At 42.2% G+C, this 15,975-nt stretch carries 8 protein-coding genes; all 8 read right to left on the bottom strand.

Translation table 11 applies throughout. From position 1 onward, the window contains the following. Position 1: 1 nt before the first annotated feature. The 8 genes from LBQ60_15840 to LBQ60_15805 all read right to left on the bottom strand — a co-directional run bounded on the left by LBQ60_15840 (position 2) and on the right by LBQ60_15805 (position 15,393). Complete coding sequence (locus LBQ60_15840) at positions 2–928, bottom strand: hypothetical protein (GenBank protein ID MDR2039393.1); 927 nt, start codon at positions 926–928, stop codon at positions 2–4. An 88-nt stretch (positions 929–1,016) separates the two neighbouring features. Further along, positions 1,017–3,134 (bottom strand): hypothetical protein, encoded by a 2,118-nt coding sequence (locus LBQ60_15835; GenBank protein MDR2039392.1) that lies wholly within the window; start codon positions 3,132–3,134, stop codon positions 1,017–1,019. Between the two features lie 10 nt (positions 3,135–3,144). Further along, positions 3,145–5,079: an endonuclease/exonuclease/phosphatase family protein gene (locus LBQ60_15830; protein ID MDR2039391.1), complete on the bottom strand. Its 1,935-nt coding sequence runs from the start codon at positions 5,077–5,079 to the stop codon at positions 3,145–3,147. Between the two features lie 86 nt (positions 5,080–5,165). Further along, a complete protein-coding gene (locus tag LBQ60_15825; protein MDR2039390.1) occupies positions 5,166–7,079 on the bottom strand; it encodes a SusE domain-containing protein in 1,914 nt (637 codons plus the stop codon). 178 nt (positions 7,080–7,257) lie between these two features. Next, positions 7,258–8,628: a DUF4998 domain-containing protein gene (locus LBQ60_15820; GenBank protein ID MDR2039389.1), complete on the bottom strand. Its 1,371-nt coding sequence runs from the start codon at positions 8,626–8,628 to the stop codon at positions 7,258–7,260. Positions 8,629–8,719: 91 nt separating this feature from the next. Next, a complete protein-coding gene (locus tag LBQ60_15815; GenBank protein ID MDR2039388.1) occupies positions 8,720–10,042 on the bottom strand; it encodes a DUF4959 domain-containing protein in 1,323 nt (440 codons plus the stop codon). 167 nt (positions 10,043–10,209) lie between these two features. Next, a complete protein-coding gene (locus tag LBQ60_15810; protein MDR2039387.1) occupies positions 10,210–12,180 on the bottom strand; it encodes a RagB/SusD family nutrient uptake outer membrane protein in 1,971 nt (656 codons plus the stop codon). A 12-nt stretch (positions 12,181–12,192) separates the two neighbouring features. Then, positions 12,193–15,393 carry a TonB-dependent receptor gene (locus tag LBQ60_15805; GenBank protein ID MDR2039386.1) on the bottom strand — a complete coding sequence of 1,067 codons (3,201 nt, stop codon included), beginning with the start codon at positions 15,391–15,393 and terminating at the stop codon, positions 12,193–12,195. Between the last annotated feature and the right edge of the window lie 582 nt (positions 15,394–15,975).

The following is a 15,975-nucleotide window of genomic DNA, read 5'->3' as shown; positions in this document are numbered from 1 at the left end:
TTTAATATTTTTCCTTGTTCCGGGCAACTATCCGTAAAATAGCATAGGCCGCCGCATTTTTCACATCATCTGACTCATTATCCAGCAAAGATGCCAACATGCGGACATCACCTGAAGTTCCCTTTTCGGCGAATGCCAGACATAATTGATACATATGAGCGACTTCGGATTCTTTGTACCTGAGAAGTGCTTTTTTTACTTCTCCGAACCCGGGCAACATAGTTACCTCACAGGATGCTTTTGAAAATAAAGTCGCCAGAAGTTGGGCCCTGGCTGTTGACGAAATGGGTTCGGCTACCGCGATATCTTTCATCTGCATCCATTCTTCAAGGGTAAGTACGATGGATCGATCTTCCCTGATAATGTATGCTGCCAGTCGGCGGACCGGTTCATCGTTTTGGCCGGACCGGATGATCCCAAACAACAGGTTTTTCAGTCGATCTATCCCGTTTTCCTGCTGAGGGAGTACCCACCACCGGGTATACAAGCACATCTGTAAATCCGTGGATGTTAATGCCGACGCGATGATTGCCGTATCGGCATCTCTTTTTGCCATGTTTAATTTAGCGAGGGTTTCCACCGCATGCAGACGGTCAGGAGAATCCGGCCGGACAAAAGCCTGATAAATACTATCTCCGTATTTTTTCTTTTCGGATCCTTCCGAACATTTGTATAGTACCCGCCAGATACCGATCCTGTATTGCGGAACATGTCCGTACTGATCATATTCGGAAAGGAATGTGGTTCGAACATGTTCTTCATGCCCTAAATCCAGTAAAAATTCCGCGGCATGTACTTTTTCCCATCTTTCATTTTGTGACAGCCCCTGTGATAAGATATGGAAAGCTTTAGAGGAAAGTAATTTTCCGCTATTTGTACAAGAAGAAAAACAGATTAAAAAAGGAAAAAGGAATAGGTGGAATTTCATAGAATTTGATTGGCTTAATTTGGCTAAAGATTTTGAGTCTGAAATCAGTGATTTTGTCAGTCATCAAAAAACACTCGTCAAATAATTTCTATTGAACAATTACTTTCCAGTTCTTACATTTCTTATTTCCTGTCCGGACAATCAGCGGATAGATTCCCGGGGTATCCGGCGCTTTGACACGGACGGACGGTTCGGTCACATGCATCTGTAAAACAGGATATCCGGATAAATGCAACATCAGTATCTCTGTTTTTCCGGCCTGTTCATAGGGTCCTTCAAAGAAAAATTCCATTCCCCGTATCACCGGATTGGGATATATGCGGAAATCCGCATTTCCGGCGGTTTTTTGATCGACAAACGCGATAATGTCCCATTTCTTTTCACAACTGCGGATGGTATCGTTGTCCATGGTGACTACAGCCGCGTAATAAACATCTTCTGGATTCGCCGGTATTTCATTGCCGGAAGGGGTGTAACTCATGGTAACAGGCACGTATGCTGCTCCGGCCTCAACCAGCAGAGGCGTAAAGTCTTGCTGTCCGGCAGGTTTCCGGTATAATTGCCATGATTTGAAACCTATGTTGCCGAAAGACGGCAACACAGAGAGGGTATGGTTCCGGATGGCCACCAGATGATCAAATTCAAAACGTCTTTCGATTTGCAGATCATAGGTTCTTTCGGAGATATCGGAATAGGCCGTAATGCCGACCCGGTATATTTGCGGTTGTTCTAACGGAATGGTAACTGAATAACCACCTGAATACACCTTATCTGAAACATGAAAATTGACCCTGATATCCTGTGAAGGAACGACAACTTTTATAGTGGCAGCGGCGGTCCCGCAGCCCATATCCACAAAAGGACGGGAAAGGGAGGCTACCGTTTCATGATTGACTTCGATCTTTTCCACAGAAGGCCGGACGTCAGAGATAATCCTGAATGTTACAGTCCGGCTGCCTTTATAATTCCCTATACCGCCGATAATGATCCGGGCATATCCTATTTCAGTATTGTTGGCATAACTTAAAGTATAATCTGTTTCCTGAACCAGTATCTTTCCGTTTTCCGTATCCGTAATAACCGGTTCCGGACAGATGGCCGATCCGGTATACATCTGTGATTCTATATTGCTTACGGAGATCAGTTCATTATCAACGGAAGTATTGAAAAACGCCAGTTTTATCTTTGCCAGATATATTCCTGTTTTAGCCTTATCTGTGGAATGATAGGAGACCCAGAGTTCATCCCCGACAACAAGAAAACCGGGATAACTCGTATCCCCCTCATCTCCACTGGGCAGATCCAACCACTTTACTGCCTTGTTATTTTTATCCAATCCGAAAAGTGACATACGCGCCGGAAAATTTTTTGTAGGATCTACGTGAAAACGACTTCCGATCAGGGTTTTTCCATTGGGTAAAGTGATGATGTTCGGCCCACCTAAACGAATGCCCAGATCATACCATTGCCATTCAACATAAGGCGCTTCACTATAACCGATCAACCCGGCCATCCCCTTTTTGTCGGATCCTTCACGCCGGACAATCATACGCATTTTACCGTCTTCCAGCATTTCAACAGTGGATTCGTTTGGTTTTCCGGTAAGATTCAATCGTGAAACATGGGTATAATTTTTGCCGTCAACGGTTTTTACCAGGTACAAACCGCTTTCCTTGTCCGGAAAATCCTGATAGACGACACCATACCCGGTTCCGGTTTTCGGATCCCAGCTAACCCGCCATAGCCAGTCCATATAAGAACGGATACTTTCATCAATATTGGCCGGCATGATTCCGGTAAATTTCCCCTGAGGATCCATAAAAACCACATGGGGTTGGCGACCAGTGAGCGTTCCGTTGGGATAGAAGCTACCGCCCATCAGGATCATCAAACGCCCATCGGGTGTGACGGAAAATTTTGAATCCCTCAGATCCACGCCTTCTTTCTCCAGTAATGCTGCCGATTCCCAATTTTCCCCATCTGCCGAAACAAGAATACGTACTTTTCCATCAGCCGGGTTACCGGGCGTAGGATTATGCCCCGGTCCTTCCCTGAATATACAATAATATTTCCCCGCATACCTGGTCAGGTCTGTAAAAGCGTTATGAGGAGCCGCATCCCATATTTTGGCGACGGTATAATCCTGGGATAATACCACCGGAATACGTAAAAATAAGATAAAAAGCAGGGATAATCTCAGATACATGGCCTTATATCTACAGGTTTTTCATTAATAAAATCTCCGAAGTAACAGGACAATGATCTGATAAAAAGATGTTGTTCAGTTTTTCAGGGAGAACAGTATGATTAGTGACTTCCGATGAGCGGTTGACAAATATATAATCAAGAAATATCCGCTGACTTTCCGGCGTCACGCCATAATCGTGAATGGTCCAGTTCGGACCGCTTCTGCTTTCCGCAATATCCTTTGTATGTAACAAATGATCCGGAATGGAAGGATTCGTTATATACCTGACCGGTTCGGATGCAGGTACGGCATTAAAATCTCCTGTCAGAACAACCGGTAATCCCTCACTCAGGGAATTGATCCTGGTCATAATCAGCTTGACGCCTTCCAGTCGTGCGGTTGGCCCCGAATTATCCAGATGTGTATTGATGAAGAACAAACGTTGCCCGTCATTTTTGTCTTCCAGTATGGTCCATACGGCAATACGATAGTAAGCGGCATCCCAGCCTTTTGATTTCACATCGGGTGTCTCACTCAACCAAAAAACACCGGATTTGATGAGACGAAAACGGCTTTTTTTGTAAAATATGGCATTGTACTCATCTGAGATCGAACTTTCGTCGCGCCCGTATCCATATGCATCATAATCTTCAGATAACAACGTTTTTAAATCTCCGAACTGATCCACTCCTAAAATATTTTTACTCATCTCCTGCAATCCGGCAACATCAATTCCTTCGTTCTTAATGATCTGCGCCGCTACATCTTTTCTGTTGGGCCAGTTATTGTCGCCGTCATTGGATGAATATACCCGTACATTATAGGTCATGGCCTTGATCGCCATCACTTCCTGCTGTATCACCGGAACCACCGCCTGCACGTCGCCATCCACTCCTTTGATGATGATGTTCTCCTGAACAGTTACCGGAGAAGAGGCGATAAAAGTGTATTTCCGAATGGCCGTTTCACAGGGACTGCATGATATTTTCCGTATCCACGCCGGAAGTTCAAAAACGAACGGGATATTGGCGGTAACAGTTAAAGAAAATTCCTGTATTCCTGCCCGAAGCCAGATTCCTGATTCTTTTACCGAGATAAACGGAGTAATACCCTCCTGTACCACATCGATAGTGATGTCCGGCATATTGTTACAAGAAACCATAATTCGGGCTGTCCGTTCCGAACTTTTGTTTTGGGGTATGGATATTTTCAACCCATTATCACAGACTTCCGCATAACACCAGGTTTCAGAGGATATAGCCGTATATTTTTGGTGACATGCCACCGTAATAATCCGCGTACCTCCGTTTTCATCAAAATATTGGATTAATTGATCGTCCGGCACCTCCAGAAAAGGAATAGCACCATCCTGGGTCACTTTGAGGAAAATATCGGAAAGCCCTTCGGCGCCAAGGGTAACAAGAGAGGTCCTTTTCTCCCCATCATTAGGAGTTACTGTGATTTCAAGACCATCATCCGTGATTGTTACAGCACACCATGTTTGAGAAGAGGTAGCTGTATATTCCCGGACAGTTGGAACTGCAATGGTACGGATATCGCCATCCATGGTGAAATGCTGTATCAAGGATTCTTCAGGAATACCCCAGACAGAAGGTGTTCCGGCTTGTACCACCGTTACAACCCGTTCCGGGAATCCTTTGGATGTTATTGTAATGGACGCAGTCCTTGATTGCAGATCTTCATTCCCGTAAACAGAGATGGAGAAATAATCCTGAAAAACAGAAACTTTGCACCATGATTGAGAAGATATGACTGTATATTTCTGATTGGTGGAGATGGTGACCTTCCTGTTCCCCTCCTCCGCACTCATATTCTGTAGCAACTCCGACTCATCCATCCTGAAAAAAGGTTCGGTCGTCTCTTTCTTACAGGCAACGTTCAAAATAACCAAAAACAGGATAAGATATTTAGAGGTTGCTCGTATTTTACTTGTATAAGGCATAGAATAGAAAATATTATAAATCAGGAAAGAGAATAAAACAAGTTGGTGTAAAATACACCAACTTGTTTAAGTACAAATGTTACATCTTAAGGTTTGGGTTTAAGGGTCTCCAGGAAAAATGTTTTTATTCCTGTAGAAGTGGTACCGACCACTATTCGCATATAATTCATAGCTAAAGTACGATCCGATGGATTAAAGGTCGACGGACCTTCATCTATAGTAACCACACCGGCTGTACCATGGGAAGCAGAGCTTCCTCCTTCACCCCTGGTTTGGTCATTGTTGTGAATAGTATACCCGGCAGCAGGATCGTTATCGCGTCCTTCAACAGTTACCGTATTGTCTGCATTGATTGTCCATTTCATTTGAAAACGAGAATTCTCTCCATATTGATTGATAAATTCAGCACCTCCGAAAATACCGAAGCTGCCGAATCGGTTGCAATCAAATACCGTAATCTTATCTTCCTGATTCATCCCCCAGATCAACCGTTCATCAGTAGCTGATATAATTGTCTCTGTCCAGGTCGGAGGTTTAAGATGATGATTGTAATTCAGCCTTTTATGTGATTTCTCTATATCCGCGATATAAACCACCATCTGGCTTAATAAAGTTTTCGATTCAAGGGTATCAATTCCGCCTTCAGGGGCATATAGTGTTTTTACATAAAGGAGGTGATCCGGATCGAGAAGATTATTACCCACTTGAGTCAATGCGGTTGATGTTGCATTATTGCTGACATATACATTGGAAGGCGTACCGCTTCCCGTTTTTTTGTATTCCACTACGGTTTTTACGCTATTAGCCGGAGCATTATCCCATGTAAGGGTCACATTACCCACCGTTGTATTGGGAGAAGCGGGATTATAGGCCGTTGGCAGGATTCTGGTTAACTCTCTTGTGTTTTTCCCACCCAAGGTGGCTTCCCATACCGGCCCGTAAGGAGTACATCCTCCCGATTGAACACCTTCCGGAGCAGATCTGTCCCCAAGTGAATTTTTATTGAATAACTTAAAAGTATACGCTGTTCCTTCCGTTAGATTGGGAATGTAAACAGACTCTTTTTGCCAACCATCCTCTGTTCTGACAAAATCAATTACAACCGAATCCGCTTTATTATTCCAATAAAGTACGGTTTGTTCAATCATAGGATCAGGATTTTGTTCCCAGGTTACAAGAATCCGCTCATAACCAGGATACACCTGAACATTTTGCATACTCCCCAGAACACTGGACGACCTGGGTAAACGCTTGATTTTTATCTTCCTTGCATCCGGGACAGTTGCAATTTGAGGTTCTGTGGGCTTTACCGTCCAGAAAATTTCCGCTTCTGCTTCCCAGGTGTAACCCCATTCTTCCAGTTTTTCATCCAGTTCGTTGGTATCTACCGCTTTAGAAAGTTCTTCAGATGTATACGTAAGCGAAGAAGCCAGATCTTCCGTATTGCTGATATACAGGGTATATCCGCCGGTAATAACATCCTCCTCACCCAACTTCCACGAGAAATTTATATTACTGAGGCCTTTCAGGTCAATAAAAGCTTCTGCATCCGGTTCGGATAAGGAAATTACAGGAGCCGGTTTAGGAAGTCTTTTCATTTTCACGTTCCGTGATTCTGCCGGCGGAGTGGCTTCACCTTCCACGGAAGGCTTCACCGACCAATATACCGTAGCTTCCGCACCCAGGGCAACACCCCATTCTCCCAACAAGGCATCTAAGTTACCGGAAGCGATCTTTAACAGAAGCTGGGTAGAGGTATAGGTTTTTGCAGAGACCAGGTCAGCTGACAGACTCAGGTACAAGGTATATCCTCCGGCGACTTCACCACTGCTCACGGCCCACGAAAAAGTGACATCATCCACAGTTTCCAGCTCACAAGAAGATGCATTGGCAGGTGCCGATAATAAAATAACGGGTTTCGGCGGCGACGGGTCGTCATCCTTACAAGCCCAGCACCCTATGCCCAAAAGGGCCATCAAAAGAAAAACATACTTTTTCATAAGTGTAACATTTAAATTTTAAAAAATCAATTGCAGGGTATTTTTCATTACAGCCTCTCCTGCTTCAGCCGGTAAAACATTTAATTTTTTTCTTTGATTAAACCCGGATAGACCTCCGGGTTAACCGGTACAATATGTTTCTTGAACAACAAATCATATTATTTGTATCCTATCATCCCTATTGCCATAGTCCCAGATAAAATTCGGCAATTTGCATGGCACTGGATGTATCTGTCCATTGGTCATAGGTCATTTTCAGGTAGCGATATGTTGATCTTGGTATGTCATATCGATTTTCCTGAGCATCCACATCAATATCTACACCTGTTATCAGGACATAATCATTACCTCCTGTATTGCTTCCATAGAAAGAAGCTTTATGTACTCTCAGGTTCGGACTAGTTGCAGCTTCGTTACCCTGACGATGACGTAAGATGAAGTAATCGAAGGTCGGAGAGGTACCCATGTCAATGACAAAATATACCGTTTCACCGGCAGATACGGTAACTCCCGCATAACTTTTTCCCGGTTTAATTAACGAGAGGAAAGTATCGTTATCTCCGTCTTTGATATTATCCGTAGAGTTATTAGCAGGATCGGTCGGCAAATTATGAGAAGCGGTTACCGTCCATCCGCTTCTGTTTAAATTAACCGGATTAAGTACCTGGAGTTCGGTATATTCCGAATAATAAGTTGTAGCATCATAATCGAACATGGTCCGGTAATTGATCCGGCTTGCATCAAAATTATCAATGGCCGCAATGGTATTATCCTTATCCAATGTATAAATATGCTCTACACCATCCTGTACCCAGGTAATTTCTATCCCAGTATAATACGGATCGTTGATTACCGGAAAAGTAATGTTCAATGTATTGCCTTCTTTAAGGGGAGTAACCTTATCGGCGCTTATGTTCATTGCGTAAATGGCCTTTGCTGCGTAAAAGGTGTCAATAGCGGTCGATTTAGGCATATAAAGAGTCTGGTAAGCAAATGATAAACCGCTGAAATTTTCAAGGGTTACTTTATTTTTTGATTTAGTAACGAACAGTTTTTCTTCCATCCCGTTTTGTTGCCAGAAAATATCCGAACCGATCATATTGCTTAATACCGTAGCAGATAATTGAACTACAAATTCTCCTTCCTGAAAAGATGCACTTTCCACCATCCTGTTGACCAGGTATTTTTCATAGTTATCACCATAGGAAACCTCCTGAACGGTCGAGATCAGGGACTTGTCATCAGATTGATTGGCATTGAACAGGTTAAAAGAATAGGTTCCCTCTTCCACATCGATAATAATAGAATCCTTTTGTATACCGCCTGTTGTCCTGTCGAAAGTTTTTACGATCGAATCCTTTCCTGCGTTCCAGGATATCACGGTTTGAGTAATATCCGGATCGGCATTCTGGTACCAGATCAACTTTACCCTGTTTCTTCCGGGAAAACTTTCCGGTTCATTTACTTTTCCCAAATAAACCTTTTCCCCTTCATCCAGATAATCCTGATGAATGCTGTTCATGTCATCGCAAGAAATACAGGTAATCATCAGAAATAGGATTTTTGTGAATGATATTATTTTATTCATATACTTTTCTTAATTAAATATTCAGTATGTCGTGAGTGTCCTTCAACTCTATTTATTCTTGCGGCACATTGTTATTACCGAAAAAGCTCAACTCTGTTATTTGGAATTCTCCTTTGGGTACAGGGCTCCCCAGATTCGTTGACCTGGGAAAGAAACGGATGTATCGTACCGGATCAGCTTCCGCAATGATATCAAAATGATGCCCTTCTTCTCCTTTGGCCCATATTTCATCATCTGTGGCTCCCGCCAAGTCTAACCTTTCAACTTCATAATACCCCAGGTATACCCAATCATCCTTGAAAGTATGTTCAGGAATGTCCGTTTCCGGGGAAAAGCCATCCCAAGGGATAAAGGTCTGCCAATCCTGAAATTCATCCAGCCAGTATGCTTTATTTTCAGCTGAAACCTTCGAGTGATCCCACGTTTTACAACCCCACATTTCGAAAGTAAACACATTATTTACGGTATATACATGTTGGGGATTATTGTACCTTCTTCGCGGCCACATGATCATCCGGCTGAGTTTATATACTGCGCCCAGATCAATAGTAAACGCACACATCTCGCTATAATCCGGCGTTGGTTCGGTAGTCCAGCTATCCATGTCTCCATCCGTAACTCCATTGAACATCCTATTAAATGTAAGGGTAGAATTTGCCCTGAATTTATCAAACATGAGTCCGCTCTTTGATGGTCCGGATCCATCCCTCCTGTCTTTAATGTCGGCAGATGGTATCTGCATTTCAAAGTAGGGAATGGTGGTAAGGAACATGGTGTCAGAAATATTACCCCATTTATCCTCAATGGATACGGCAAATGTAGCTTCCACTTCGTCAAAACCCCGGAAAGCATGTGCTCCGGAAGAAAGGGTAGAAAAGTACATATCCTTATCTGTTAACTTTCCATCTTCTTCTACCATCAACCGGAACCCCAGTTCAATTTCTGCACGGTTTTCCCATTTAGCTATAATTCCGGCAAAACCCGTCTCGAGCGTCATAGATTGGTATGTCAGACTTATAGGGGACTCCAAAGGCTCGAACTCTACAAATAAAGGTTCCGATTTGGATTTATCACGGTTAACCACATACAAAGCGGTTCTTACGGGATTCATGGTATTGAAGCCTTCGATTTTCAAAGAGTTTTCATACGCAGATGCCCGCTCCGTAAACATCTGTCCGTTCCTTTCGTATTCGGCCATTACATACAGCGCATCGACACCTCTCGGGATAGAGTAGGTAATAAGCGCTCCGCCGTTGATGGAAGTAACGATACATTCTGTAAGTATACCCGGTTTCAGCCCTGTTTTCTCATCATCTTTACATGCGGAAAACAAGCAGACCATCAATAATACAGTTAAGAAATACAGGTTTTTCATATCTAAATATTTTATCAATTAATTATCTACTGTTCGTTATATAAATATTATTCTTGTAAAGAACTGGCATTAATCGCCTGTATATTTTATATTGTCTTATTATGCTTTGTTTCAGCAATTTTTATAATTATATCGGATTGACATACTTATCGAAATTCAATTATTTACTACCATCCGTAGGTTTGCTCCAGGTTTTTATTGACCCGTAGGTCACCAATCCTTATTGGCCATAAATAATCCTTAAACAGGAATTTACGTGTTACCCCTCCTATATTCACTAAATTATAATATTCTTCAACTGTTTTACCTTGCTGGTTCCAGCCTATAGGGGTTTGTGTCCAGAATTCATCTGCCCGTTTCCAACGTCGGACATCCCAGAAACGCTGACCCTCAAAAGCCAGTTCGATCATTCGTTCCTGTTGGATTATTTTCCGCATTTCGTCTTTATCAAACGGACGGTTCGGATAGCGGGAATTTTTCCATGAATCCACCACTCCTTTCAATCCGGTCACCTCCCTTACCTTATCAATATATTCATATACTTCATCATTGGGAGTGTCATACATTTCATTCAATGCTTCGGCATATAACAGGTATAGATCCGCGAGCCGGATCAAAGGAAAACGGTAATCATATCCGGAATAAGTCTGGGTTGTTTGGTTATTGGCTGTTTCGAAGGCGACTAACTTCTTTACATAATAACCCGTTTCGTTTTTATTGCTTCCTGCCTCACTACCGCCTCTCAGTTTTAGACAAGGGGTAAATGACGCGCCATAGTTCACTGCCGTTTTTTCCAGTTCGAAATAACCCCTGTCGAACCCCAGATTGGCATAAAAACGGGGTTCACGGTTAAAATTGAGCGACGCTGTTTTCTCCCCTGAAGCGATATAAAATTTGTGATCATTTCCTGCCTGTTTCGGCTTATATCTGTTCGCATAATCCCAATCCGGATCTTCATCGATAGGTATTCCGTTTTTACTGTAAAACAATTCGGCCATATTGAAAGAAGCAAAACAGTATGATGTAGGATCCCTGTCATCAGTTATAGCCGGGTATAGTATCCGTTGAAAATTGCTCATATCAGGATAAGTCGGTATCAGAAATTTACTATTATCGTCGCTATTCCGTTTTATTCCGAATGATTCCATGCTAGACCAGATAATCCCCTTATTCCATCTTTCGGTAACCGCTTTCCGTACACTCATCAATACAACGACACTATCATGCATATTATGCTGGCTTCCGGTTAATTTACTATACATATATAGTTCATGTCCTGACTGATGACAAACTCCGATAGCATATCTTAAAGCAGTGGCGGCATTTTCCCATTTCTCCTTACTATACGTGGAAGATATCAGTTGTTTCCCCCGTGAATCGACCCATCCGGCATAATCCGGATTTCCGTTGAATAGAGGACTGGCTCCCCAGATCAATGCCTTGGCTTTTACTGCCAGTGCTATGGGTTGGGTAGTCCTCCCGTCTTCCTGGATATTATTGGTAATAATTTCCGGTAAGTCGGGAAGAGCTTCATCAATGAGTTCTTCGATATAAGCAATACATTCGTCTACCGGTTCGCGAAAGACCAGTACATCTTCCGGATCGGCCGATATATCGAAATTATCCTTGATCAGGGGAATCGGTCCGTATAATTGTAACAGGAAAAAATGATAATAGGCTTTCAGGAATTTTACCTCAGCAATCCACCTTTTTCTTTCGGTTTCCGTTATATCTTTAGGAGCATGTGCATTTTCCAGAAAAATATTACAGGTACGCAGCGCCTGAAACATGCTTTTCCCACCATTTTTACCCATCCAGTAATCCTGAATCGGATCATTGGAATTTTGCTCTCCACGCCGGATAATGATTGAAGGAGTAGATACCGTATGAGTGTTGGATTCGCCTCCCCTCGGGTAGAATTCATCATTACTATCCAGATAAGCCGGATAGTAGTAAGGATTGGTCGGATCCGGCAAATAAGAATAGCAGGAGAACAGGAATTTTTCCATGGCTGCCCTGTTCGAAAAGGCATGATCCAATGTGGGAGTATCATCCGGAATCACATCCAGAAATTTATCACAAGCCGTGATACTCATGATAACGGAAAATATCCATATATTTCTAATTAAATATTTCATATTTTTTTTCATTTAGAAGTTAATATTTACACCGAGATTAAACACTCTTTGTACGGGATATCCTAAGCCATTCCCGGCCATTTCGGGATCCCACATTTTAAATTTCGACCATACCAAGAGGTTGGAACCGCTCAGGTATACCCGGAGCATTTTCATACCTATTTTTTGAGATATTTTTTCGGGTAGGGTATATCCGAATTCGGCATTTTTCAAGCGCAGGAATATACCGTCCTGCAACCACCAGGTACTTTTCTGGCTGTTGTTTTTAATCTCGTATTCGGAAAGTCTCGGCCAGAAAGCATATAAGTTACGGTTAGTCTCCGACCAGTGATCATCTGCAATATATTGCAATAAACCTCTCTGTCCGTTATTGATAAAAGGAGTGATCTTATCGGGCTCGATGAAAAAAGACGATCTGGCAGAACCCTGGAAAAAACAGGACAAATCGAAACCATGAAAACCCATAGAAAATCCGGCTCCATAGATAATCTCAGGTGTAGTCGGGTATCCGATAGGCACCATATCATCCGAATTGATCTGTCCGTCATTGTTGATGTCTTTATATTTGATATCTCCCGCTCCGTATGAGCCAAAGGTTTGCACGGGTGCATTCGCTACTTCTGCCTCATCGATAAATAGCCTTTCTGCAATATATCCGTATTGCTGTGATAACTTTTTTCCGATATGGGATTTCCAGGGTGCGTCCGTGTGATCCGGTTCTTCAAACTCTTTGTATTTGCTGGAAGCATAAGTGAAATTTCCGTTGATAATCAAAAAGACATCGGGATTGAAATGTTTCCTGTATTTTACTTCCGCTTCGAAACCGGATCCCTTGGCAATTCCCACATTGGCCTGTGGTATGGTTACCAGTCCCATGGTAGTGGGAATATCTGTTCTTGTCTGCAGGATATTTTCCCGTTTTTCCATAAAATAATCCGCCAGTATCTCCAGATCGTTGAATAAGGTTAGTTCGATACCAAAGTTTGTCTTTTTTGCTATCTCCCATGAAATCTGATCATTAGCATATCTCTTGATCAAAATGCCTGATTTGGCATATCCCCTCTCTGTTCCAAATACATAACCCATGCCGCTATTGTTCATCTCAATCTGTGATTGGAAGAAAAAACGGTCCTTTTTATCGCCGATGGCATCATTTCCTACCAGCCCGTAAGTAGCTTTCAGTTTCAACCTCGGTATTACTTTTTTCAGGCCTTCCATAAATACTTCATTGGAAACCATCCACCCGGCGCCGATGGAAGGGAAAAAACCGAAGCGCTTGCTCTTGGAGAAACGTTCGGAACCATTATAACCAAAATTAGCTTCGATAAAATATCTTGAATCATATCCATAAGTGACTCTTCCGGCGGAGTTAATATTTCTTTTGGGGAGTGACTCCTGAAGAGTGGTGACCTTGGTATCTGTTTCGCTTCGTATTGCACCCAACAACAAGAGGTTCAGATCATGTTTTTCATTAAATACCTTATTATATCCGATCCGGAATTCCCCATACATGGAGGATGAGATTCTTCTGTTCCCGAAATTATAATCCAGATAGTTGGTTCCGGTGTCCGGATTATAACAATACAAAAGATAGGAACCATCTGCCGTGGCGACAGGCGTATAGTAAAAAGGACGGTAGGATCTGTTAAGGTCATATTCGGAGTTTCGTTTGATGTTGTAAATCCCCTGTACAAACAGTCCTTTTAGCGGACCGTCAAAGGAATGCTCCAATTCCAACTGAGAAAACATCATGGATTTTTTTTCCTCCTTATAAGAACTGATGATCTGAGCGTAAGGATTAGAATATACTCCATCGCCAGCCATCCCGAAAAGGATCCATTCGGTGAACTCATTGGCTGTATCTTTAGGATAAGCCGGTAAAAATTGTACCGGAGTGGCATTACGGACTTTGTTGAAAGCATCTTTTCCTCCGTCTTTTGGCCCCTGAGAATCGTCAAACGAACCGTAAGCCCGTACTCTGGCAGTGGTCCTGGGAGTAATTTTAATGGTTACATTGGTACGCAGCTGAAAACGAAGGACATCAATGTTATTATCAATTTGATTTTCCTTGCTTTCCTTAAATATACCCGTATCATGTTGTAATCCTGCTGCTATATAGTACTGAACAGCTTTTCCGCCTCCGGAAATATTAGCGTTAACCCGTTGATTGAACGTCCTTTTTTTGAGTAGATAGTTATACCAATCCACAGAAGGATAGTTTATAGGATCATTGCCTAACTGCGTATTGTATATTTTTTCCGATGAATAAGGTCGCATCGTCAAAGGATCCCGGGTCCTGACCGCTTCATTATGAAGCCTCATATAGGTGATCGGATCGGCCAGTTCCACCAGTTCCGAATTGGCAGAGGTGGATAATTCCGCACGGATATTGATATTCAGTTTCTCACTGACTCCTTCTTTGGTAGTGACCAAAATTACCCCGTTGGCGCCACGGGCGCCATATAATGCCGCAGAACTGGCATCTTTCAATACGGAGAAAGAGGCAATGTCATCAGGATTGATTCTTGCTAAATCGGTAGATTCCATTTCAATTCCGTCGATCAGGATCAATGGGTCTTTTTTACCTTCCGAACTAAAGGTCGTGATTCCCCGTATAAAATATTCCGCATCATCCAGACCGGGTTCTCCGGAACGTTGATAAGCGATTACCCCGGCAATCTGTCCGGCAAAAGCTGTAGTTAAGTTGCTGGAAGGAATTCTCAGATCCTGAGGACTAATGGTTGTGATGGAACTCACCACACTTTCTTTTTTCTGTTTGCCGAAAGCGACCACCACTACTTCATCCATTTCAAGGGCATCTTCTTCCATGGTCAGTGTTACCTTATCAATCTCATTGGCTGCCTGTTCCATGGTTTTAAAACCCATAAAAGAAAATACCAGCATATCGTCCGGATTACAAGTAATCGCATATTTACCATCCTGCTCCGTTACCGTACCGATCTCCGGTTTTCCTTTCACATTGATTGCAACTCCGGGTATCGGGAAACCATCTTTATCCACAACTCTTCCGGAAATCCTGATGGAAGACTGTGCAACAGCTATCAATGCTTTTCCTTCTGAATCTTTATTGTTTTCCACCTCGTTTGAAAAAGATGGATTAGGTAATAATAAAATAGACAGAGAAATAATGATGATTTTCCAGATCAAGGGACGATCATAAACGAACATCTTTTTTACACATTTATTGATCATGTTTTTTTAATTTTTAGTTAATTCTCGAAACAATTTATGGCCTCTCATTCTTTTGCCAAAAAGGGCTGAAATTCGTTGTTGATTTAACAGACAGGTCACCATATCCTCCTTACCGGCAATTAATATCACGGGCATGAGGGTATTATTTCCACCGGTTATTCAAATATGTTCAGACATCTTATTGTCGAGTCCTCACATCAAAGATTAAGAATACAGATGCTTACAAAGAAGAAGGCGGTAGATATCAAAAAAATATTTCCTTTTTATTGATAAATAGTTTTTTACAACGGTTTATTATCATATTTTTGTCATTCTAATTAATGCGATTATTTAATATAATCGACAGTAAAGTTTATAACGGTGGGTGTGGCCGCACTTACCGTTTCTTTTTTATCATAGGCAAATAAGATTATAATTTATCAAACTCAATTACAAGATATTGTCTTTACAGGAGCACCTGATCAGATCATAAAACTTTAGATATCACAGATAGGTTGATTTGGAAAGATTCCTATCATATACAAAATAACACTAACAATTTTTTTCCTTGTGGATAATTTGCGAAATTAAATCCTCAAAAAA

This window comes from Bacteroidales bacterium (assembly GCA_031275285.1).
Lineage (GTDB): Bacteria > Bacteroidota > Bacteroidia > Bacteroidales > UBA4181 > JAIRLS01.
The sequence above is the reverse complement of the archived record's forward strand: the minus strand, read 5'-3'. Positions and strand labels throughout refer to the sequence as shown.

What these genes read in the sequence shown, in the direction of transcription:
- LBQ60_15840 (MDR2039393.1), bottom strand. Translation starts at nt 928, where the DNA reads ATGAAATTCCACCTATTCCTTTTTCCTTTTTTAATCTGTTTTTCTTCT.
- LBQ60_15835 (MDR2039392.1), bottom strand. Translation starts at nt 3,134, where the DNA reads ATGTATCTGAGATTATCCCTGCTTTTTATCTTATTTTTACGTATTCCG.
- LBQ60_15830 (MDR2039391.1), bottom strand. Translation starts at nt 5,079, where the DNA reads ATGCCTTATACAAGTAAAATACGAGCAACCTCTAAATATCTTATCCTG.
- LBQ60_15825 (MDR2039390.1), bottom strand. Translation starts at nt 7,079, where the DNA reads ATGAAAAAGTATGTTTTTCTTTTGATGGCCCTTTTGGGCATAGGGTGC.
- LBQ60_15820 (MDR2039389.1), bottom strand. Translation starts at nt 8,628, where the DNA reads ATGATTACCTGTATTTCTTGCGATGACATGAACAGCATTCATCAGGAT.
- LBQ60_15815 (MDR2039388.1), bottom strand. Translation starts at nt 10,042, where the DNA reads ATGAAAAACCTGTATTTCTTAACTGTATTATTGATGGTCTGCTTGTTT.
- LBQ60_15810 (MDR2039387.1), bottom strand. Translation starts at nt 12,180, where the DNA reads ATGAAATATTTAATTAGAAATATATGGATATTTTCCGTTATCATGAGT.
- LBQ60_15805 (MDR2039386.1), bottom strand. Translation starts at nt 15,393, where the DNA reads ATGATCAATAAATGTGTAAAAAAGATGTTCGTTTATGATCGTCCCTTG.